Here is a 20,911-nt window from a genome sequence, read left to right as displayed (position 1 = left end):
GTGCGCATTCCCCGTTTCCTCCCGGTGGCGGCCGCCGCGGCGGCCGTGTCGGCGCTGCTCGTGGCGTCGGGGTGGCTCGAACCACCCGGCCGGACGCACCCGGCCGCGCCGGCGACGTGCGCGATTCTCCAGGTGGAGAGCCAGAACTCGCACTCGTCGTCGTTCGTCCGGCTCACGTTGCCGACCGGGCAGCGGCAGTCGCTCGGCAACCCCGGCTACAGGATCAACGCGATGGCCTACTCCGCCTCGCAAGGTGTGGTCTACGGCGTGGCCGACGGTCCGACCTCGGGCCACTTCCACGACGGCGCCCATGCGGTGCGGATCGACGGTTCGGGTCACGTCACCGACCTCGGCGGCGTGTTCCGCGCCGGCGCGCGCCACGGCATCTGGAGCTGGGCGACCGGCTCCACGGGCGGCGCGATGGCCGGCAACTCGTGGTACCTGCTGCATGCCAACAGCCTGTACACAGTGGACGTCGACCCGGCCAGTCCCCACTACCTCGACGTGGTCGCGCACCTGCAGCTGCGGCCCGTCGTCCTGTCCGCCGGTGTCGACGACTTCGCCTACAACCCGGCGGACGGCTTGCTCTACGGCGTGTCGGTCACGGCCGCGGGCCACGGCTCGGTGGTCACGATCAACCCGCGCGACGGCCGCGTCGCCATCGTGCCGGGCTTGAAGTTCCCCCTCGCCACGGCGTACGGCTCGGTCGTGTTCGGTCCGGACGGTGCCCTCTACGCGACGGCGAACCGCATCGGCCACCGCAGCGTGACCTATCGCCTGCCGCGCGACGGCTCCGGTGGGGCGCAAGAGATCAGCACCGGGCCCGAGCTCTACACCTCCGACGCGGCCGGGTGTCTCGCCGGGGCAACGGCACCGCCCCCGCCGCCCCCACCGCCTCCGCCGTCCCCGCGACTGGATCCCCCACCGTCGTCGAACTCGGTGAAACCTTCGCAGACCGCGGAAGACCCCCCGCCGCCCGTGCTCGCGGAGCAGTCGCCGGCGGTGCCCCAGCCGCCGAACGCGCCTTCGCCCGCCCCGATCGTCGCCTCGACCTCGGTCGCGCCACCGACGAAGTTCCGTCCCGTTGCGACACCGCAGCCGGTGGCCGACGCCGGCCACCGCGTGGAGAAACAACGCAGGTGGAGCGTTGCCGTGCTGGTTCTCGTGATCGGTGGTGGAGCGGCGGCAGCGCATGTGAGACGAGGCCGTTAACGCGGGCGTCGCCTCGAAGACGGCGGTTGTCCAACTCCGTTAACCAGACTCCTCCTCCGGTGTCGTGTGACGCCGGAAGAGGAGAAAACAGATGAAGCGCGTGAGAATCGGGGTCGCCGCGGGGATCCTCGCCCTGCCGCTGCTGGCCACGGGCACGGCGTCGGCGCACGGAGGCGACGGGCACGCCGCGTTCGCCGCCCGCGACGACCACTACGGGACGCGAGCCGGCCGGGCACTGCAGGTGCACGGCGACGGGGTGCTCGGCAACGACAGCCGCGGTGACGCGAGCGGCGCCATCGTGCGCCACACCGCGCCGGAACACGGGTCGCTGACCCTCGACCCCAGCGGGTCGTTCAGCTACACGCCCGCGCCGGGCTTCCACGGCCGCGACACGTTCACGTACTCGGTGTCGGACGCGGTGCAGCTCTACCCGACCTCCCTGCCGCCGCTCGCGACCATCGGCGGCGTGAAGCTCACCGGTGGTGCCTACGGTTCCGCGCTCACACCGGTACCGGGCTCGCGCGACGAGTTCTACGGCCTCACCGACCGCGGCCCGAACGTCGACGCGCCGGACGGGTCCAAGGTGGAGCCGCTGCCCGCGTTCGACCCGGCCATCGGCAAGTTCCGCCTCAAGGACGGCAAGGCCGTGCTCGAGAAGCGGATCCCGTTGCGCGCCAAGGACGGTTCGCCGTACAACGGGCAGGTCAGCACGGCGGCCGACACCGGCGAGACGATCGTGGGCCTCGACGGGAAGCCGTTGCCGGCCACTCCCAACGGGTACGACTCCGAGGGCCTCGTCGCCGAACGCGACGGCACGTTCTGGGTGTCCGACGAGTACGGTCCCTTCATCACGCACTTCCGCGCCGACGGCCGCGCGATCGAGCGGCTCTCGCCGTTCGACGGCTCGCTGCCGAAGGAGCTGAAGTACCGCGTGCCCAACAAGGGCATGGAAGGCCTCGCGCTCACGCCGGACGGCAAGACGCTCGTGGGCATCATGCAGTCGGCCCTGCAGCAGCCGGACCTCACCAAGAAGCCCGGCAACGTGACCACGCTGCGGATCGTCACGGTCGACCTGCGCACGCACGCGACGCATGAGTACCTGTACCTGCTGCAGGACCCGGACGACACGGGCACGGCCGTCAGCGAGATCACCGCGCTGTCGTCGACGAAGTTCCTCGTGGACGAGCGCGACGGCAACTTCGAGCCCGGCGCGTTCAAGAAGATCTACGAGATCGACCTGCGCGGCGCGACCGACGTCGGGCCGAAGGCGAAGGTGGCCGGTGCCGCCTACGACTCCGCCAAGGGCGGGCTGCTCGTCGGTGACACGCAGTCGAGCATCGACGCCTACGTCGGCAAGGACACCACCGAAGAGGCCACCGCGGACCTCGCCAAGGTCGGTATCACCCCGGTGGCGAAGAAGCTGTATGTCGACCTCGGCGCGCTGGTGACCGGGTTCGACCCGACCGGCGGCTTCTTCGGCCACGACAAGGTGGAGGGCGTCGCGACCACCGACGGCGGCCGCACCCTCGTGGTCAGCAACGACAACGACTTGGGCATCGACGGCCTCTCGAACACCGCGCCGCCGTACGCGCTCCACGCCAAGACGCTGCCCAACGGTCAGCAGGACGACGGGGAGTACTTGAAGATCGACACGACGAAGCTGCCCGCCCGCGTCACCACGGCGACGGTCACCATCGACGTGCGCTGAGTTTCTGTTTCACAGCAAGGCACTGGTTTGTCGCAAGGCACTGGTTTGTAGCAAGGACTGCGGCCGGGGCTCCGTCAACGGGGCTCCGGCCGTCAGTATTTGAACTGGTCCACGTTGTCCTGGGTGATCAGCAGTGGATCGCCGAGCAGCATGGTCTTCGAGCGCGCGTCGTACTTCACCGCGGGCAGCTCGAGGCTCACGTTGTTGCTGGGCCCGAAAGAGTGGCCCTCCACGAGCTGTTCCGCCGCCCACGCGGTGAGGTAACCCAGCGATTCGACGTTCCACAGCACCGACATCGAGCAGGAACCGTCGAGCAGGTAGGGCTTCATCGTTTGCGGTGTGCCCGTGCCGACGGTGTAGACGCGGCCGATCTTCTGCTGGTCCCGCACCGCTTGCGCGACGCCGGGAGCCGACGTGGTGCACTCGCCGATCAGGCCCGTGAGGTCGGGGTGGCGGTCGAGGACCTGCTTCGCGAGCTCGGTCGCCGTGGTCGTGTCCTCGCCGGCGTAGACGGTCTCCACGAGCTGCGCCTTCGGGTAGCGCTGGGCCGCGTAGGTCTGCTCGACGGAGATCCACGCGTTGAGGTTCGCGGCGGTCCGCCCGCACGAGACGATGGCGAACTTGCCGCTGCCGCCCGTTTTCGCCATCAGCGCGTCGACGAGCGCGGTGCCGACGCCTTCGGGAGATGCCTGGTTCACGAACACCTCGCGCTGAGTTGCCGGCGCATCGGTGTCGGTGGTCAGCACGTGGACGCCCTTGGCTCGAGCGTCGGCGATCGCGGGCGCGAGCGCGCGGGGATCGTTGGGCGCCACGGCGATCACGTCGACGTGCTGGGCGACGAGGTCGTTCAGGATGGCGGTCTGGGCCGCCGGGTCGACGGTCGCGGGGCCGCGCGTGATCCACTGCGCGCCGAGCCGCTTCGCCGCTTCCAGGCCGCCGGCGTTCATGGCGTCGAAGTACGCGATGCCCGCGACCTTCGGCACGAAGGCGATCCGGACCGGGGCTTTGTCACCGTCGGCCGTCGGCGTCCGGAGCGAGGAGGAACAGCTGCCGAGCCCCACCACCGCGCTCAGCAGCAGCGCGACGCCCAGGAAGAGCGTCTTGGACGGCCCTCGCATCCCCACCATTCCTTCAGTTCACGGTCTGCGCACCGCCGGCGACCTGGAGTGAACGTAAGGGAGCGTGCTCACAGGGGTCAACCGGTCGTGTGCAAAGGGTTACGGAAGCGAGTTCAACGGTGATCTTGGCAGCACCTGATACCCGTTTGGGGTATGTGGCTAGCCTGGTGGCGATGACTCGACCGTCCCGCGGGTTCCGGTTTTCGGCCCCGGCGCGCCGGCTGTTGCTCGGCGCGCTGGTCTTCGGTGTGCTCGCGATGCACCACGTCCCGGCGCCGCACGGTGGTGAGATGAGCGGGATGCCGGCGGTGTCCGTTGCGCACTCGGCGATGGACGCACCTGCGGTGGCGATGGTTCCGGTGCCCGTGGCTTCGACGTCGGCGGATCCGGTTGCCGCGCCGCCCGCGAGCGACGGCGGCCACGTGATGCTGCACCTGTGCCTCGCGGTGCTGCTGGCCGCGGCGGGGTTGTTGCTCGCGCTGGCCTGGCTGCGCCGGCGCCGCGAGAGTGCGGTGTCGGGTCCGGTCGAACGCGGGCCCGCCGGGTTTGCCCGGGCGCCGCCTTCGCGGACGGGCCGAGAACTCCTCACCGCTTCCTGCGTACTGCGGATCTGATCGGGCACGGGCTCCAGCGTGTCCGAACTTCGTCGTACCCAGTGAGGAAAGAAACGTCATGAATCGCAAGTTCCTGGTGGGCATCGCGGCGCCCGCGATCGCCGCCGTGCTCGTCGGCTGCTCGTCGCAGGCCGCCGCCCCGCCCGCTGATCACAACACCGCGGACGTCACCTTCGCGCAGGACATGGTCCCGCACCACCGCCAGGCTGTGGAGATGTCCGCGCCCGTGCCGGACCACACTGGCGACCAGCGAGTGATCACGCTGGCGAAGCAGATCCAGCAGGCTCAGCAGCCCGAGATCGACCAGCTCACGGCGTGGCTGAAGGCGTGGGGTGCGCCGGCGCCTTCACCGATGGGCGGCATGGACCACGGTCAGATGTCCGGCATGGTCGACACCGCCGGCCTCGGCCAGCTGCGCGACGTGGCCTACGACCGCAAGTGGCTCGAGCTGATGATCCAGCACCACAGCGGTGCCGTCGCGATGGCGCGCACCGAACTGGCCCAGGGGAGCAGTGCGGATGCGAAGGCCATGGCCCAGCGGATCGTCGACACCCAGGAGGCCGAGATCACCGCGATGAAGTCGCTCCTCGGCGGCTGAGCATGTGATCGAGATACCCTAAGGGGGTATAGTGGACGACATGACTGACCACCAGCACGGCGCGTCCTGGTCCACCGCGATCCAGGCGACGCTGCACTGCCTCACCGGCTGTGCCATCGGTGAGGTGCTCGGCATGGTTCTCGGCACTGCGTTCGGGCTGCACAACGCGGCCACCGTGGTGCTGTCCATCGTGCTCGCGTTCGTCTTCGGCTACGGCCTGACGATGCGCGGTGTCCTGAAGTCGGGCCTGAGCGTCTCGGCGGCGTTCAAGGTCGCCCTGGCCGCCGACACCGTGTCGATCGCGGTGATGGAGATCGTCGACAACCTCGTGATCGTCATGGTCCCGGGCGCGATGGACGCGGGTGTGACGTCGGCGTTGTTCTGGCTCTCGCTGCTGTTCTCGCTCATCGTCGCCTTCGTGGTCACGGTGCCGGTGAACAAGTGGATGATCGGCCGGGGCAAGGGGCACGCCGTGGTCCACGCACACCACCACCACTGAGTGGTCCGGACCGGAGTGAGCACGTGGTTCACTCCGGTCCGGCGCGGAATAACGAGTTCACATCCATGAACAATTCACAACCGTGAAAGCACGCTTTGGTGGGTGTACAACCACATGACGGTCGTGTACGGTGCCGATTATTACTAATCCGACCACAGTCACGGCCGAATGGCTTCGTGGCAACAGTTGCGTGCCGTGTGGGGGGCGGCCTACTTTTGGCCGGATTAGTAAAACTGCAGGCGGCCTTCTCGTGAGGCATTTCCCCACTGGCGTTTTCCACGACTGTGAAATGGCGGGCAATCGTGAGCGTTTCCCGGCGTACCCTGCTGACCACCGCGGCCGGTGCCGCCGTGGCGGCGACCGCGACCAGCACCGTTCCGGCGGTGGCTTCGGAGCAGGGAGTGTCCGACATCGCGAGCCAGGAGAAGGTGTTCCGCTCAGCGGCAGACTACGCGGTGAAGAAGCTGCGCGCGGTCGCCCCGGGCGTCACCTCGTTTCCCACCGGGACCAAGTTCGAGAAATGGGCCTTTTCGCAGAATGGTGACTGGGTCGGCGGATTCTGGCCCGGCACGCTCTGGATGGCATACCTGCACACCGGCGACGAACAATTCCGCACGCTCGCACTCGCGTCGGCCGACAAACTGGCGCCGCGCCAGAACGACACCAGCACGCACGACCTCGGATTCCTGTTCTATCCGTCGTGGGTCACCGCGTGGCGCGTCACCGGCGACGACAAGTGGCGCGCCGGCGCGATCCAGGCGGCCTCGTCGCTGATCAAGCGCTACAACGCCAACGGCCACTTCATCCGGGCCTGGGGTTCGCTGACCGACCCGAAGGACGCGGGCCGGATCATCATGGACACGATCATGAACCTCGACCTGCTGGACTTCGCGACCAAGCAAACCGGCGACAGCCAGTACCTCGACATCGCCATCGAGCACGCGAAGACGGCGCAGCGCGTGTTCCTGCGTCCCGACGGCTCCACGCCCCACGTGTTCGACTTCGACCCGGCCACCGGCGCCGAGATCGGGCCGAACACCGTGCAGGGCTACAGCCCGGCATCCTGCTGGTCGCGCGGGCAGTCGTGGGGCATCTACGGCTTCACCACGATGTACCGCCGCACCGGAGACCGCTCGTTCCTCACCACCGCGCGACGGCTCGCCGACTTCGCGCTGAAGGCCCTCACCCCGGACAACGTGCCGGTGTGGGACTACACCGCCCCACAGGCGCCCAACGACATCAAGGACGCCTCCGCCGGTGTCGTGATGGCGTGCGGCCTCATCGACCTCGCCTCGGCCGCGGGCCGCCCGGAGTACCGCGCCGCCGGTCTGCGCCTGCTGGAGGCGACTTCGCGCACGTGCCTCACGACGAAGTCGAGCCGCGCCGACGCGGTGGTGGCCCGCTGCACGCGCAACCGCCCGGCCGAGGACGGGATCGAGATCTCGTTGCCGTACGCGGACTACTATCTGCTCGAAGGCATCCTGCGCGTGCTGAAGCCCCGCGAACTCGACAAGGCGATCGACCTGTCCGGGCACTGAGTTCCCGGCCCGGGTGGGTGCCGGCCGCCGTGTCCGCGGGCGGCCGGCACCGTGGTCCGGTCCGGCGACTTGTCAGACGGCCACCGCGGGCCGGATGTTGGCGCCCAGGTGGAAGACGTTGCCGGGGTCGTACTTCGCCTTGATCAGCGCCAACCGGTCGTACTTCTCGGCGCCGTACGCCGCGCGCACGCGGTTCTCGTCGTACTCGGTCATGAAGTTGACGTAGCCGCCGGCGCTCGACGCGAACGGCGTGAGCGCGGTCCAGAACGCGCGTACCCACTCGCGGTCCGCCTCGAACTCCTGCGGGTCGGCCGTGGTCGCCGCGAGGTTCACGGCGATCTTGGGCGTGCGCGTGCCGCCGAAGGCCGTCGCGTCCTCGGCCACGCTGCAGTAGGCCTCGCGCATCAGAAACATCGGTGTGATCGACAGCGGCGACGACTTCCGCGGCAGGTACTCGGCGATCACGTCGAGCACCTCGTCGCTCAGATCGTCGATGTACAGCCCCTTCTCGTACGCCAGCAGCCCGCGCGGAGCGGCTTCGTCGAGCATCTTCTGCAGACCGACGTACGGGATCGGTGTCACCAGCTCAAACGCCGCCGGCAGCCCGCGCCGGACTCGCGCGACCACCTCGGCGTGCTCCTCCGGCCCTTCGAACCCGGCGATGATCAGCGCGTACCCGGGCGCGAAGTGCGCTTCGGGCGGCACGAAGTCGGCCGGCGGCGCGTTGAGGCCCACCAGCATCGCGCCCATCGTCGGCGGCAGCGTCGCGAGCGTGTCGCGGATGAACCGCAGTGCCTCGGGAGCCTGCGCGAGCGGCCAGAAGAACAGGCCCAGCTCGATCATCGGGCCGACCGGGTGCGCGCGGAACTCGAACTCCGTCACCACGCCGAAGTTGCCGGCCCCGCCGCGCAGGGCCCAGAACAGGTCGGCGTTCTCGTCCGCCGATGCGTGCAGCGGCACACCATCGGCCGTGACGACGTCGGCCGCGAGCAGGTTGTCGATGCTGAGGCCGTGGCGTGCGGTCAGCCAGCCGACGCCCCCGCCGAGCGTCAGACCGCCGACGCCGGTGTCGCTGATCGTGCCGCCCGGGACCGCCAGCCCCTCCTGCTGGCCTGCCGCGTCGAGCTCGGCCCACGTGGTGCCGCCGCCGCAGCGGATGGTGCGCGTGTGCGTGTCCACGGTGATCGCGCGCAGCGCGCTCAGGTCGATCACCACGCCGTCGTCGCACATCGAGAACCCGCCGAAGCTGTGCCCGCCGCCGCGCACGCCCACCGGCAGCCCGTGCTCGCGGGCGAACCCCAGCGCCGTCGCGACGTCCGCGGTGCCGGCGACCTGGGCGATCACGGCCGGGTGCCGGTCGATCTGACCGTTCCAGATCTTCCGCGCGTCGTCGTAGCCGTCGTCGCCCGGCGTGAAGACGGTCCCCGCGAACCCCAGCCGCAACGGAGTCACGTCCTTCGTGTCGAGTGTGGTCATGCTGCCCCCTCAGGCTTGGCGAATTGTCCAGTATTGGTCGCCTGTCGTCGCAGCTCAAGGGCATATCGGCGCGACGGGACCGGCGGCGCCGGTTTTCACGTAGGTGTCCGAGACGTAGAGGTCCGGGCCAACGCGGTCCCAGATCGCGCTGGTGCCGAGGGCGCCGCTCACGGACTCACCGGGCACCGAGCACTCGATCGGCACGCGTGCGTAGGGCGCTGCGACGCCCTTTGTCGCCGCTGACGTGCTGGGGCTCTCGCGCAGGTTCAGCGGCGCGCCGGCGGTGGTGATCACGCCGGCGGGGCCGCCGGTGCCGGTCCAGAGGTAGGTCACGTCGACCCACGAGCTGCCGGTGAGGCCGAGGCCGTCCCAGAAGACGCCGTCGGCGAGATCGATGCCGGCCGGATTTTTCACCGCACGTCCGCGGGAGTCCTTGCCACCGTTGAAGCCGTCCTGGAACGCGGCCTGCGCTTCGGGCGTGCCCTGCGGCAGCGTGGGGAAGGTGGCGCGCTCCTCGGCCGGGTTCCAGTAGTCGTCGTGGGTGTTCCAGGGGCCGACCTCCCACACGGGCGCGAACTCGCAGCGGGTGCCGTCGGTGCGGCAGACCTTCGCCGTGTAGGAGCCGGTTCCCTTGGGGGACACCGATTTCGTGGAGGGGAACGACACGAAGTGGTCGCTTTTGGCGATCACGTGACCGTTGGACGTCTTGCCGCCGACGAGGCCTTCGCGCGTCGCGTAGATCCGGTAGGTCAACGGCTCGGTGACGACCGCGTCCCGAGCCGAGCCGGCCGATGCGGCGAGCGTCACCGCACGCACGGTCGGCCGCACACCGTCGGCCGTGCTGGACAGGGAGATCCGGGCCTGGACCACCTGGACGGCGAACGGGAGCTCTTGGCCTGCCGGTATCCACTCGGTCCAGTCGCCGGCCGTGTCGCGGCCCCGGACGTCGACCTCCACGGTGGTGCCGGCCGGGACGTCGTCCGCCACCCGAGCGGTCAGCCGGCCCACCGAGGAGGCGAGGTGACGGGTTGCCGTGACGAGAACACCCCAACTCCGTGCGGTCACCGGGTTCCACGCCGAGTCGGCCAACGTCAGGAAACCCGAAACCGAGGACACGTTCACGTCGTCACCGTCCACCGTGGACAGATCCACCTGCCACGACCCGGCCGCGGCGGCCGGCGTCACGGGTACCACCGTGAGCACCGCCGCCAGCACCACGAGCACCCGCCGAACCAGACCTCTTCGGACCATTCCCGCTCCTCCACGACAAAGGGGTCCTGTCGAGACGCAATCCTCGTCTCGGCAGGACCCCTTGCCGCGCAAGCGAGCCCGCGCGTACGGGTCAGGCGGACACGATCCGCGGCCCCTCACCTGGAGCGGACTCCAGCCGCGTTTCCAGCGCCGATTGCTGCGGCCGCGCCGAAAGCTCCCGCCAGATCGCCAGCGCCCGCTCGGAGTACGTGCGCGAGCGCTCCGGCTGGCTGAGCGCGGAATGCAGCTCACCGAGCAGCTGCGACACCTCGGCCTCCGAGCGCCGGTCACCGTTGCGGCGGTGCACGCTCAGCGAGTTGACCAGCAGCAGCTGCGCGTGGGCGAAATCGCCGCTGTGCAGGCACAGCTCACCGAGGTTCTGGTTGGCGTAACCCACGCAGTGGTCGTCGCCCAGATCGGTGAACACCGCGATCGCGCGCGTCACGAACTCGCGCGCCGGCCCGAGGTTGCCCTCGTGCTGGTGCAGCAGCCCGAGCCGTTGCAGGGCGTGGGCCTCGCGGTGCCGGTCGCCGATCGCGGCGGCCAGCTCGAGCGCGTCGGTGAACCACCGCTTGGCCGGCGCGTAGCACTTCTGCGCCATCCAGACGGCACCCACGGCGATGCGGATCACCGCCTCGCCGTGCCGGTCGCCGGCTTCGGCGAACAGCTTCGACGCTTCGTGGCAGCGTTCCAGCGCGAGGTCGTTGTCGCCCTGGATGCGCAGGATCGTGCCGAGCCCGGCGAGCGCGATGCCGGTGCCTTGCGCGTCGCCGACGCGTTCGTACAGCTCCCGCGCCGCGTCGAACGCCACGAACGCTTCGGCGTAGCTGTCCTGGTACAGGTGGATCTGCCCCAGGTTGCGCTGCACGATCGCCTCGCCGCGCTCGGCCCCCGCACGCCGGGCCGCCGCCAGCGCCACCTCGTGCGTGGCGTGCCAGTCGTCCTGGTGCCCGCGCAGGTCGAAGTACGGCGTGAACGCGGCCGTGAGCTGCCACGCCAGGTCGTCGAACCCGAGCTGCGCGGCCAGCGTCACCGCGGCGACACCGGAATGGCGCTCCGCGGCGAACCACGCCGCCGGGTCGGCCAGGAGCTGCTCCGTCCCCTCCGGCAGCTCCGGGTGCGGCACGGCGTGGTCGCGGTACTGGCCGAAGAAGTGGATCGGCATCCGCTCCGCCGCCGCGACGGCCAGCGCGAGGTAACCCTCGAGCACCCGTCGCGCCGCGCGTCGCGTCTTCTCCGGCGCGTCCCGCCCGGCCAGCTCCGCCGCGTACACGCGGAGCAGGTCGTGGAGCCGGTACCGCGGCTGGCCGGTGGCGTCGGACGCCACGAGCTCCACCAGGTGGGCATCGACGAGCACGTCGAGCACGTCGTCGGCCGACGGACGGCCCAGCGCGGCCGCGACGACCCAAGCGGGGAACTGGATCGGCCCCAGCGCACCCAGCCAGCGGAACGCCGCGGCCGCCGACATCGGCAGCAGGTCGTAGCTCAGCGTCACGCTGGCGCGCACGGCGAGGTCGCCGACGCGCAGCTCGTCGAGCCGGCGCCGCTCGTCGTGCAGCCGATCGGCGAGGATCCGCAGCGACCAGCTGGGCCGGTTGGTGAGCTTCGCCCCGGCCACGCGGATCGCGAGCGGCAGGTGCCCGCATTGACGCAGGATCACGGCGGCGTTGCCGGGCTCGGCCGCCACCCGCTCGGCCCCGACGATGCCCTCCAGCAGCCGCGCGGCCTCCGGTTCGGGCAGGAGGTCCACGTCGACCGCCACCGCGCCGTCGAGGTCGGGCAGCCGCACCCGGCTCGTCACGAGCACCGCGCACGCACCCGTGCCCGGCAGCAGCGGCCGCACCTGGGCGGCGCTGCCCGCGTCGTCGAGTACCACGCACATGCGTTTGCCGGCCAGGCGCGAGCGCAGCAGCGCCGAGCGTTCCGGCAGATCGCGCGGCAGGCCCGCGTCGGGAATGCCGAGCGCGCGCAACAACTCCGCGAGCACACCCATCGGCGCCCTTGGCGACGACGACGTGCCGGCGAGGTCCACGTGGAGCTGCCCGTCCCCGAAAGCGTCGCGCACCGCGTGGGCCACCCGGACCGCGATGGCGGACTTGCCGACGCCGGGCGCGCCCGAGAGCACCACCACCGTCGGCCGGCCCGTCTCGCCGTGTTCGCGCAGGCGCGTGACCAGCCGGCCGACCACGTCCTCGCGGCCGGTGAAGTCCGGCAGATCGAGCGGGAGCTGGCAGATCGGCAGCCCCGGTTGAGCTCGCGGTAGCGGCACCGCGAGCTCGGCCGGCAGCCCGGGCAGCTCGGGCACCGCGGCGGGCGTCACGAGCGTGGCCCGCAACTCTCGCAGCCGGGGGCCGGGCTTCGCCCCGAGTTCCTCTTCCAGCGTGTGCTCGGCCAGCTCGTAGGCCTCGACGGCCTCGGCGATCCGGCCGCCGTCGCGAAGCGCCGTCACGAGCTGCTGCCACAGCTGTTCGCGCAACGGGTGTTCGGTGACGAGGCCGCGCAGCTCGGCGATCGCCTCGCCGTGGCGCCCCAGCGCGAGGCGGGCCCGCAGCCGCTGCTCCTGCACCGACAGGCGCAACTCGGCCAGCCGCGCGATCGCCGCGCCCCAGCCGTGGTCGTGTGGCAGGCCTTCGAGCACTTCGCCGCGCCAAAGCGCGTCGGCTTTGTCGAGCAACGCGAGCGCCGCTTCCGCGTCACCGCGTTCGAACGCTTTCCGCGCTTCGGCAGCGTGGTTGGCGAACAGCACATGATCGAGTTCTTCGTCTGCGGCGATGAGCAGATATCCCGACGCGCGGCTGCTGATGCGATCACCCAGCTCGGGTGCCGTTTCCGCGAGCCGCCTGCGGAGGGAGTGGACGTAGGTGCGGATGTTGGCTGCCGCGGAGCGAGGTGCGGTACCCGGCCAGAGGACTTCGACCAGCACTTCGGTGGACACCACGACATTCGGCTGCAAAGCCAGCGCGGCCAGCAGCAACCTCGGCTTCGGCCCGCCCAATGGGACGGTCCGGCCTTCAGCAATGACCTCCAACGGTCCGAGAATTCGGAACGCCAGCGAAGTCAACAATTTACCCGCCTGAGCGGCAAGGTCCCCATGACCGGGCATGCTAGGAGCGTTTGCGCAGGTTAGCTAGATCCATTCGGAGGCTCACGTCCCCTATATCGCGATTTGTACGGGTCGTGTACAAGGCTTCGACACGCTATGGCCATGAAGCGTTCGAAGCTCCGGCGCCTCGCCGGATTCGGGGTTGTCCTGGCCGCGATCGGCGGGTTCGCGTTTTCCTCGGGAGTACCCGCGTCGGCAGTGTCGTCAACCGTGCCCGGCAAGGTCCAGACCGCGGGTGACCCGCTCAACGTCCGCCGCGCACCCAACGCCGCCGCCACCGCCGTGAAGACGGTGGCCAACGGCGCGACCGTCGCCATCGAGTGCCAGACCACCGGCAGTTCCGTGGCCGGCCCGCTCGGCACCACCACCATCTGGGACTACGTGCCCGCGCTCGGCGGCTACGTGTCCGACGGCTACGTGCAGACCGGCTCCGACGGCCGCGTCGCACCCGATTGCGGCACCGGTACCGGCAGCGCCCAGTGCGCCGCGTCCTGCGCCGCCGAAGGCGTGTTCCGCTCGTCCGACTCGCACTTCGTCGCCTACGACACCAATGCCGACGGCAGCTCCGGCGTCGTGCAGTACTGGCTCGCCGACGGCTCGGGCCCGTACTACGTCTGGGCTTCCGGCGGAAACGGCACGTCGGTGGACAAGGCCGCGCCCGTCGCGCAGGGCAAGTGGGTCTTCTACAAGGTCTGCACGGGCCACAACACCTCGCCGCCGACGTTCGCCGGCTGCAGCGCCGGCCTCACCGACTTCGCGGCCTGACAACCCCTACTCCCTGAAAGGATCCCTGACATGGGCCAGGTGAACCGGCGCTCGGTGCTGCTGGGCGGACTCGCCGCCGTGACCGCGGCCGCCGCGACGACCGCACTGCCTTCGTGGGCCGACGCGCGCACCGCCGTCGCCGCCCCGGCGATCCACGACCCGTTCCAGCTCGGCATCGCCTCGGGCGACCCGTTGCCGGACAGCGTGGTGCTGTGGACGCGGCTCGCCCCCGCGCCGCTCAACGCCGACGGCTTCGGCGGCATGCCGGACGCGACGTACGCGGTGGACTGGGAAATCGCGAACGACGAGGCGTTTTCCTCGATCGTGCAAAGCGGTTCGGTGAACGCGGTGCGCGCGTCGGCGCACAGCGTGCACATCGAGCCGACGGGTCTCGAGCCGGCGCGCGAGTACTTCTACCGCTTCAAGACCGCCGGCTACATCTCGCCGGTCGGACGCACGCGCACGGCGCCCGCCGCGGGTGCGGCCGTGAACCAGCTGAAGTACTGCTTCACGTCCTGCCAGCACTGGGAGGAAGGCTGGTACCACTCGTACAAGGGTGTGGTGCGCGACGATCCGGACCTGGTGCTGTTCCTCGGCGACTACATCTACGAAAAGCCTTCCGGACGCAAGAAGGCGGAACTCAACCCGCGGCGGCTCGCGGTGCCTTCGGACACCACGACGCTGGCTCTGTACCGGGCTCGGCACGGCCAGCACAAGACCGATGTGGACCTTCAGGCCGCGCACGCGCTGGCGCCGTGGCTGGTCGTGTTCGACGACCACGAGGTGTGTCAACTGACAACATGCTAGCACCCTACGACCAGCGAGAATCCGGCTGATTGCCACGTTCTCGGTCTGGCTGTTGGTTACGCTGGCTCGGTCGGCTGATGCTGCCCGGCGCTGCGGCCGGTGCCGCGTGTGGCGACGTAGTACAGCAACGGCACCAGCGCCCCCGCGCCGAGAAGTTCTTCCCGCTGCGCCAGTTCCGGTATCCGGCTGAGCGGAACCCATTCCAGCCTGCCGACTTCTTCGGTATCCGTGGGTTCGCCGACCTTCTCGGCCGCCCGCCAGAGATACACCTCGGTGCCTGCGGTCACTTGTCCGGGCAACGGCTCGAAGCTGATCAGGTGTTCGGCCTCGCCAAGCGGCTGATAGCCACTCTCTTCGCGGATCTCGCGGGCCGCTGTGGTTGCCGGTTCCTCGCCCTCTTCGACCAGACCCCCGAGCAGTTCGTAGCCCCATTGGTCAGTGGGGAAGCGGTAGCGCCAGAGCATGAGCACCCGATCCCGGTCATCCACGATCAAACCGATGGCGATCTTCGCCAGGTGCACCACGTGGTAGTCCCAGCGTTCGCCGTTCGGCGCTTGCACGTCGGCCAGGCCGAGCCGGACCCACTTGTTGTCGTAGACGGTGCGCTCACCGAAGGTCTTCCATGCCCCAAGCTCGTCAGTCACGCCCAGCACCCTACGGGGCTGTCGACGTCCATGGCACGCCCATCCGATGGGCGTTCAACGTCCGTTGGACGCACCTCGCTGATTGCCGATCCAGCCCTGTACGGCCTGGTCAGAGCGGGTGTGGGCGGCCACGGGTGTGATCTTCGGCGTTCTTGAGACGGTTTGTTGCCGATTGGCTACTATCGGTGTGAGTACGAGCCCACGGTGTGTCAGGGGAGGCTTGCAGTGGCCGGGCAAGAGCAGGCGTTGAAGGCTGCCAGATTCGTGGTGGCCGGTGAAGGTGGCGGAGGCGCCGCTGGCGGCGGGTCGGCTGCCGGGGCCTTCGCTCTTGACCGGGACGCTATGACCGCCGAGCTCGGGAACCTCAAGAAGCTCCAGGACCGGATATCGGATCAGCTCCGCGTTGCAGTGCCAATGTGGTCTATCCAATCTCCGGGCAACGATCCGGCGTCGCTACGCAACACGGCGGCGTGCAACAAATCAGGTCTCGCCTATCAGGATGCGCTTGTTCGTCAGCGCGATTTCGTGGGCGTCTTCATCGGAAAAATTGAAGAGGCGCTCGGGATTTATGAGTCCAGCGACGAGCAGGCCGCGCAGACCGTGAATACCCAGGGCGACGGAGGTCACTTCTGATGGCTCGTGTGTCCCGACTCGCCGGTGCCGCATCCGTGTTGGCTCTTACGTGCGTAGTCGCCGCATGCTCAGGATCTACAGGGGGCACGCCGGAGCCGAGCCCGTCGTCCCCGTCTAGCGCTGGGCCCGCGACCCCCAAGATCGAGTCACCTTTGCCCGCGTCACTCATTCAGGGCGACCCATGTGCCGCTCTGACTCCTGCGCAAGTCGACAGCCTGTTCACGAATCCTCCGACGCGTGACCAGGCTGCGAAGGATACTGGTGTAGCCAAGTCATGTGGTTGGCACGACATTGATCGCGGCTCCCTCGTTGGCATCCAATTCGTCTACGCGTGGAAGCACGGATTGTCCGACGTCTATGCGACTCAGGGTCGGGGATTTTTCAAGGTCTTGGCTCCTGTTCAGGGATATCCAGTGGCCGCCTATGGCCCGTCGGACCTGCGCTCCAAGGGTATGTGCAACGTGGCGGTCGGGATCGCCGACAACGCCGCGTTCGAGGCCGATGTTCAGTTCGCCAACTCGGCGGTGGGCAAGGGGGATCCCTGTGATGATGCACGGAAGGTTGCGGATCTGGCAATCACGACCTTGAAGGCGAGTGTGTGATGTCTGGTGGGCCTGCTGAGGTTTTCGAGTCGTGGATGGACCAGCAGCAGAAAGAGGGAAAGTTGATCCTGCCCGGCGAGCTGGTGCGACGGGTTAAGAACGGCGCGGGGTTGGATAGCTGGGGACGAGCGCAGCACGTGACCATGTCGCAAGCCGCAGAGCAACAGGGGATCGACTCGGATACGCGAGCGATGATTGCACGGTTGGAGGCGGCGTGGTCCGGGCAGAGCGGCGACGCAGCTCGCGCCGGGTTGCAACCGATGGCGGAATTCGCTACCTCGTCGTCGTCCGCGCTGTCCACCAGTCAGGGCACGCTTACTGATCAGGGTCATGCGTTCCAGTCCACTCGCGACTCGCTCCAGGAAGTGTCCGATTGGCCGCCGACACGGGATGCCGTCGACGTGGTAACTCCGTGGGATACCGACACCGAGGACCAAATCAACCAGCGCAACGCGGCGGTCCAGCGGAACAACGAGATCTATCAAGGCTTCACCTCGATCAGCGACGGTCACGCACGGGCGATGCCGACCGAATACGGCCAGATGCCTTATGCGCAAGGTGACGTCACGGCCGGGAATCCTTCTGCCGTAACGAATCAACAGGCAACGAACAGTGGGCCTTCGACGTTCCGGCCGCAGTCGTCCGGTCTGAACGGCGGGTCGTCGCAGTCAAGCCAGAACAACTCGTTCGTCTCACAGCACGTGCAAGACCACGCCGGGAATAGTCACGGGCCGATCGGCAACGAACAGTTGCCGGCCGCGCAGGAAAACGGCGGCGACGGCACGCAGTCGGCCGGTTTTGTCCCGCCGGCGGAGCCGGGCACGGGTGGTGGCGACGCGACCCGATTCACGCCGAACGGCCCGGGCGTAAGTGGGTCATCCTCCTACGGCCCGGGGAACGGACCCGGCGGTGGCTCCGGCTTCAGTGGCGGCTTCAGCGGTGGTGTCCCGGGTCTGGGAGAGCCGGGTTCCGGTGGACGTACGCCGGGAACGCCTGGGGCGGATCCGCGTACCGGCGGCCTTGGCGGGCCGGGGCGCTCGACCGGTTCGGGCCGGCTCGGCGGCGCGACGGAAGAGCCGGTGACGCGCGGCGGAGCGGGTGCGACTGGTGCGCGTGGTGCTAACGGCATGCCGATGGGCTCTGCTGGTGCCGGGAAGGGCGCCAACGAGGAGGACAAGGAGAAGAAGTCCGCCTCCTACCTGCTGGAACCGGACCCGAACGCGTTGTTCGGATACGACGGTAAAGCCACTCCACCGGTGATCGGCAAATAACGGCTACCCGCATGCTCATCGACGAACCAGTGACGGTGCCGCGCGTGGCCCTGGCCAGGGCGTGGGAGTGGGAACGAATCGGTGCGGCGCACCCCGTGCTGGGTGTGGTCGAGTGGTGGCTGGAAGACGACGCATCAGCCACGTTCGACGATCTCACGCGGCAGGTCCTCGCCGAGCCCGGGTTCTACGACCTGCGCCGGCAGCGACTTACGGGGGATTTCCGCGACGTCCTGTGGGCAATTTCGACTGCGGACGCGGAGTGCTATCGCCTCTCCGGTGCTCGTGACCGGCAGACTTCCGGAGCGTTGGCCGTCGTCGCTGGACGCACGGGTTTGCTGGTCACAGTTGAGGACGAGCAAGCGACGCTGGTGCGCATCCCGACCGGGCGTTTGTGTCGAGCGGTCGTCGACACCCTGCCCAACGCCCGTCCCGCCGCGATCGGAGAGATCAGGGTGCCTCGCGCGGAATACGGCGCGGGGTCGGTGTCCGAGTCGTTCGACTTGGACACGACCAGCGACTACACCGCGCCTGATGCTGCCGGGCAGCTTCGAGAGCTGATGGCCGCGCCCCGCAGCGCAATGCACCAGTTCTACGTGGCCAGCCGCGCAAATGGCCCACGTTCGTCGAGCTATCCCCTGAGTGCGATCGACACTGTTGACCACGGACGGGTGCTGACGATGCTTCAGAACGGCGCCGATGGCCAGGACATCATCTCCTGCGGCCCGGGCAGTGCCGAGTACATCACTGCAACCCTGGAAACCACCATGCGCGGACTGGACGACTGATCCCGGCCGTTACTGACGCTTGCCAGGCAGACGTGCCAGCCGCCGCAGCTGGCGCGCTGAGCCAATTTCCGTTGCCAAGTCACGTGCCTTGGTGATGTGAAGGCTCGCTTCGTCGTGTTCTCCTGAGACGGCAAGAGCGGTGGCCAGATCAACGCGGAGCCCCGCTTCGGCGCGCGTAAAGGTCGGATCCAGACCTCGTAGAGCCGTGTCGAGAACGTGTACGGCGTCCGCCTCTCCGATGCGCGCGAGGGCGTTCCCACGCCAGCGAGTGAGGTGCACTGAGTCGAGAACGAGGTAGGGCCCGTCATCCGTCGACGGGTCAGGCGGAAGCATCAATTCAGCACGGTCGAACGCTCGGAGGCTGTCCGAACGCCTGTCGCTCGCTGCGAGTGCTTCGCCATGGGCAGCAGCCAGCCACGTACGCAGCAGCGGGCTGCCATCTCCCCGGGCCTTGCGTTCAGTCATTGCCAGCAAGTCGACGGCGTCTGTCGCGTGGCCGACGTCGAGCAGCACGAAGGCCTGTTCAGCTTCAACGTGCCGGGCGAAAGCGGCATCGTCAGATTCGCTCGCGGCCTGTTTTGCACGTTCGTAGTGTTTCCACGCGGTGGAGACCCGGCCTTGGTCGAGCGCTTGCCACCCGGCAAGGGCACTCCATTCAGCGAGCAACGCGGCCAGCTGACTGCGAGTTCCGGCGGACAGGCTGTACGAGTGCAGCTGCGCCACCTGGTCAATCTTGACCGCAACTTCGCGATACGCAGTGGCAGCACCCAATTTCCGGTCGAGCTTTCGCACCGTCGCCAGCTGATCACGTAGGAGCGCGACCACGCCCGGATCGATCCGTTTGGCAGTCGCGATAGCTGACCGCAGCTCCTGTCCGGCTGTATCGGCGCTGGCGGCGGACCGCTCGATCGGTACCAGAAGCTCGTCAACGCTGGTTCCGAAGATCTGTTCGAGCAGGCGCGCCGTGGCGGGGCGCGGGCGGCCGACACGGGTGCCGTCGGTGCGGCGTCCAGCAACCAGGCGCTTGAGGTTGCGCTCGCTGAGCGTCCCCGGCTCCCCGGACTGGCGGGCGAACGCCTCAGCGGATTCGACGAACTCGGACAACGACTGGTTGCGCTCCCAGATCTTCTGTTCGAGCAGCGTCCGCGGTTGTCGTGCTCCCTCATCGCCTACTGCCATGTCCCCACCTCTGTGGCCCCGCACTGGCCTGTCACTGGCCTGCCAGTGTCCTTCCGCTGAAATAGCTACATCATACACGCTTATATCAGCTTAATGAACACGCTGAACTCCGGCTGTGAAGCGTGCCGGCGGGGAGGGCTTGGACGATGGAACCGGATCGGGCGCGGCTCTACATCGCGTGGCACCGCTGCGCGAACGATGGACACGACCACGCGATTACCGATGACGAGTTCGTGCGAGCTCGCCGCATGAGGTCTTGCGGTCAGTATCAGGCCGTCTGCGGGCACGTCGTCACTGTAGGGTCGATGCTGGAAGCTCCTGGTGCGCTTTGCGTGGCGTGCCGGACATACGTCTTCGTGCGAAGCCGAGTGCCATCTTCGGATGGGCAAGCTCGCCATGCCCAGCGTTCGGCGCCGTCGCTGTGGTCCCGTGTCCGGCGTCGCGTCACCAATGGCGCGCGCCTCTCCGGCGCGACGTCGGCTGCCACTGAGGGCGCGCAGTGACCGGACACGTGTTCCTTGCGCGTGCCGTGCGCGGACTGGTCGGTGAAACGCGCAGGGTCGTGCACATATTCGCAGCCACTCGTGGTGAAACGCCATCTCGCCTCGTCGCATTCTGCGGTGCAGATTTCGGTCCCGGAGAGCTTGAAATCATGAACGTTCCGGGCGGAATGCCCTGTACGCAATGTTTGCGTGAGGTGCCTTTTGTCGACGATTTGGCGGGAAGAATCTGATGGCACGTTTTGTACACGTCGAAGGATTTACTGAGGGGATCGATCCGATTCTTGTCCCGCCGGTGCGAATACTGATCGCCGTCCTTCTGATTGACCAGAGATGGCGCGAGTATGCCACGCTGCGAGAAGATCTCGGGCTGGAACCGGCCGTGCTTTCGAAACAACTGGCCACGCTACGGTTGGCAGGCTACGTGATCACTAGGTCAGCAACCGATGGTCGAAGATCAGAATGGCGCATCTCGGAGCTCGGAATAGAAAATCTAACCGCTCACCTGGCCGGATGGCATCGCCTTACTGTTATCGCGTCAGAGGCGATATCTGCGGCTCGCGCCGCAGATTCGCGCTCGTCGCGATCTTTGGGAGCTTGCTGACGGG

At 68.5% G+C, this 20,911-nt stretch carries 18 protein-coding genes and 1 pseudogene; 13 read left to right on the top strand and 6 right to left on the bottom strand.

The features are described from left to right. Positions 1 to 1,212, top strand: coding sequence for a hypothetical protein (locus tag AB0383_RS35480; protein ID WP_366189627.1), 1,212 nt, complete (start codon positions 1 to 3; stop codon positions 1,210 to 1,212). A gap of 91 nt (positions 1,213 to 1,303) precedes the next feature. Beyond that, positions 1,304 to 2,920, top strand: a complete 1,617-nt coding sequence (locus AB0383_RS35475) for an esterase-like activity of phytase family protein (RefSeq protein WP_366189626.1) — start codon at positions 1,304 to 1,306, stop codon at positions 2,918 to 2,920. Between the two features lie 92 nt (positions 2,921 to 3,012). Here the strand turns inward: AB0383_RS35475 and AB0383_RS35470 are convergent, their stop codons facing one another. Continuing rightward, positions 3,013 to 4,038, bottom strand: a complete 1,026-nt coding sequence (locus AB0383_RS35470; RefSeq protein WP_364186286.1) for an autoinducer 2 ABC transporter substrate-binding protein — start codon at positions 4,036 to 4,038, stop codon at positions 3,013 to 3,015. Positions 4,039 to 4,211: 173 nt separating this feature from the next. Between AB0383_RS35470 and AB0383_RS35465 the strand changes: the two genes are divergently transcribed. The 4 genes from AB0383_RS35465 (at position 4,212) to AB0383_RS35450 (ending at position 7,287) form a co-directional block, all read left to right on the top strand. Beyond that, a complete protein-coding gene (locus tag AB0383_RS35465) occupies positions 4,212 to 4,652 on the top strand; it encodes a hypothetical protein (protein WP_366189625.1) in 441 nt (146 codons plus the stop codon). A gap of 58 nt (positions 4,653 to 4,710) precedes the next feature. After that, the gene (locus AB0383_RS35460; RefSeq protein WP_366189624.1) at positions 4,711 to 5,250 is read left to right on the top strand and encodes a DUF305 domain-containing protein; all 540 of its coding nucleotides are present in this window, start codon (positions 4,711 to 4,713) and stop codon (positions 5,248 to 5,250) included. A 40-nt stretch (positions 5,251 to 5,290) separates the two neighbouring features. Then, entirely contained in the window at positions 5,291 to 5,749 is a 459-nt protein-coding gene (locus tag AB0383_RS35455; RefSeq protein WP_366189623.1) for a DUF4396 domain-containing protein, read from the top strand. Positions 5,750 to 6,051: 302 nt separating this feature from the next. Then, positions 6,052 to 7,287, top strand: a complete 1,236-nt coding sequence (locus AB0383_RS35450; protein ID WP_366189622.1) for a glycoside hydrolase family 88 protein — start codon at positions 6,052 to 6,054, stop codon at positions 7,285 to 7,287. Positions 7,288 to 7,359: 72 nt separating this feature from the next. Here the strand turns inward: AB0383_RS35450 and AB0383_RS35445 are convergent, their stop codons facing one another. From AB0383_RS35445 to AB0383_RS35435, 3 genes are all read right to left on the bottom strand, one after another. After that, positions 7,360 to 8,763 carry an FAD-binding oxidoreductase gene (locus AB0383_RS35445; RefSeq protein ID WP_366189621.1) on the bottom strand — a complete coding sequence of 468 codons (1,404 nt, stop codon included), beginning with the start codon at positions 8,761 to 8,763 and terminating at the stop codon, positions 7,360 to 7,362. A gap of 54 nt (positions 8,764 to 8,817) precedes the next feature. After that, on the bottom strand, positions 8,818 to 10,014 hold the full coding sequence (locus AB0383_RS35440; RefSeq protein WP_366189620.1) for a hypothetical protein: 1,197 nt from the start codon (positions 10,012 to 10,014) through the stop codon (positions 8,818 to 8,820). A gap of 91 nt (positions 10,015 to 10,105) precedes the next feature. Next, complete coding sequence (locus AB0383_RS35435) at positions 10,106 to 13,117, bottom strand: BTAD domain-containing putative transcriptional regulator (protein WP_366189619.1); 3,012 nt, start codon at positions 13,115 to 13,117, stop codon at positions 10,106 to 10,108. 102 nt (positions 13,118 to 13,219) lie between these two features. On the opposite strand from AB0383_RS35435, the gene AB0383_RS35430 reads away from it, so the two are divergent. Then, a complete protein-coding gene (locus AB0383_RS35430; RefSeq protein WP_364186298.1) occupies positions 13,220 to 13,882 on the top strand; it encodes a hypothetical protein in 663 nt (220 codons plus the stop codon). Between the two features lie 30 nt (positions 13,883 to 13,912). After that, positions 13,913 to 14,668, top strand: a pseudogene (locus AB0383_RS35425) (PhoD-like phosphatase N-terminal domain-containing protein); the annotation flags it as partial. A gap of 77 nt (positions 14,669 to 14,745) precedes the next feature. Here AB0383_RS35425 and AB0383_RS35420 read toward each other — a convergent pair. Next, positions 14,746 to 15,333, bottom strand: coding sequence for an NUDIX hydrolase (locus tag AB0383_RS35420; RefSeq protein WP_366189618.1), 588 nt, complete (start codon positions 15,331 to 15,333; stop codon positions 14,746 to 14,748). A gap of 225 nt (positions 15,334 to 15,558) precedes the next feature. Between AB0383_RS35420 and AB0383_RS35415 the strand changes: the two genes are divergently transcribed. The 4 genes from AB0383_RS35415 to AB0383_RS35400 are packed head-to-tail and all read left to right on the top strand — an operon-like array spanning position 15,559 to position 18,624. After that, positions 15,559 to 15,966 (top strand): PE domain-containing protein, encoded by a 408-nt coding sequence (locus AB0383_RS35415; RefSeq protein ID WP_366189617.1) that lies wholly within the window; start codon positions 15,559 to 15,561, stop codon positions 15,964 to 15,966. After that, on the top strand, positions 15,966 to 16,568 hold the full coding sequence (locus tag AB0383_RS35410) for a DUF3558 domain-containing protein (protein ID WP_366189616.1): 603 nt from the start codon (positions 15,966 to 15,968) through the stop codon (positions 16,566 to 16,568). The genes AB0383_RS35415 and AB0383_RS35410 overlap by 1 nt, the downstream gene beginning before the upstream one ends. Positions 16,569 to 16,603: 35 nt before the next feature. Then, positions 16,604 to 17,839, top strand: a complete 1,236-nt coding sequence (locus AB0383_RS35405) for a hypothetical protein (protein ID WP_366189615.1) — start codon at positions 16,604 to 16,606, stop codon at positions 17,837 to 17,839. Positions 17,840 to 17,850: 11 nt separating this feature from the next. Then, on the top strand, positions 17,851 to 18,624 hold the full coding sequence (locus AB0383_RS35400) for an ESX secretion-associated protein EspG (RefSeq protein ID WP_366189614.1): 774 nt from the start codon (positions 17,851 to 17,853) through the stop codon (positions 18,622 to 18,624). A 9-nt stretch (positions 18,625 to 18,633) separates the two neighbouring features. On the opposite strand, the gene AB0383_RS35395 is transcribed toward AB0383_RS35400, so the two are convergent. Continuing rightward, entirely contained in the window at positions 18,634 to 19,803 is a 1,170-nt protein-coding gene (locus AB0383_RS35395; protein ID WP_366189613.1) for a hypothetical protein, read from the bottom strand. 732 nt (positions 19,804 to 20,535) lie between these two features. On the opposite strand from AB0383_RS35395, the gene AB0383_RS35390 reads away from it, so the two are divergent. After that, positions 20,536 to 20,907 (top strand): transcriptional regulator, encoded by a 372-nt coding sequence (locus AB0383_RS35390; protein ID WP_366189612.1) that lies wholly within the window; start codon positions 20,536 to 20,538, stop codon positions 20,905 to 20,907. The last annotated feature ends 4 nt before the right edge of the window (positions 20,908 to 20,911 follow it).

It is taken from the genome of Amycolatopsis sp. NPDC051373, assembly GCF_040689465.1.
Classification (GTDB): domain Bacteria; phylum Actinomycetota; class Actinomycetes; order Mycobacteriales; family Pseudonocardiaceae; genus Amycolatopsis.
This window is presented reverse-complemented; position numbering and strand designations above follow the sequence as displayed.

Excerpts from the sequence above, each read along its gene's own strand:
- AB0383_RS35430 (WP_364186298.1), top strand. The coding sequence starts at position 13,220 with ATGAAGCGTTCGAAGCTCCGGCGCCTCGCCGGATTCGGGGTTGTCCTG.
- AB0383_RS35440 (WP_366189620.1), bottom strand. The coding sequence starts at position 10,014 with ATGGTCCGAAGAGGTCTGGTTCGGCGGGTGCTCGTGGTGCTGGCGGCG.
- AB0383_RS35435 (WP_366189619.1), bottom strand. The coding sequence starts at position 13,117 with ATGCCCGGTCATGGGGACCTTGCCGCTCAGGCGGGTAAATTGTTGACT.
- AB0383_RS35445 (WP_366189621.1), bottom strand. The coding sequence starts at position 8,763 with ATGACCACACTCGACACGAAGGACGTGACTCCGTTGCGGCTGGGGTTC.
- AB0383_RS35475 (WP_366189626.1), top strand. The coding sequence starts at position 1,304 with ATGAAGCGCGTGAGAATCGGGGTCGCCGCGGGGATCCTCGCCCTGCCG.
- AB0383_RS35400 (WP_366189614.1), top strand. The coding sequence starts at position 17,851 with ATGCTCATCGACGAACCAGTGACGGTGCCGCGCGTGGCCCTGGCCAGG.
- AB0383_RS35390 (WP_366189612.1), top strand. The coding sequence starts at position 20,536 with ATGGCACGTTTTGTACACGTCGAAGGATTTACTGAGGGGATCGATCCG.
- AB0383_RS35405 (WP_366189615.1), top strand. The coding sequence starts at position 16,604 with ATGGACCAGCAGCAGAAAGAGGGAAAGTTGATCCTGCCCGGCGAGCTG.
- AB0383_RS35455 (WP_366189623.1), top strand. The coding sequence starts at position 5,291 with ATGACTGACCACCAGCACGGCGCGTCCTGGTCCACCGCGATCCAGGCG.
- AB0383_RS35470 (WP_364186286.1), bottom strand. The coding sequence starts at position 4,038 with ATGCGAGGGCCGTCCAAGACGCTCTTCCTGGGCGTCGCGCTGCTGCTG.
- AB0383_RS35460 (WP_366189624.1), top strand. The coding sequence starts at position 4,711 with ATGAATCGCAAGTTCCTGGTGGGCATCGCGGCGCCCGCGATCGCCGCC.
- AB0383_RS35465 (WP_366189625.1), top strand. The coding sequence starts at position 4,212 with ATGACTCGACCGTCCCGCGGGTTCCGGTTTTCGGCCCCGGCGCGCCGG.
- AB0383_RS35410 (WP_366189616.1), top strand. The coding sequence starts at position 15,966 with ATGGCTCGTGTGTCCCGACTCGCCGGTGCCGCATCCGTGTTGGCTCTT.
- AB0383_RS35395 (WP_366189613.1), bottom strand. The coding sequence starts at position 19,803 with ATGGCAGTAGGCGATGAGGGAGCACGACAACCGCGGACGCTGCTCGAA.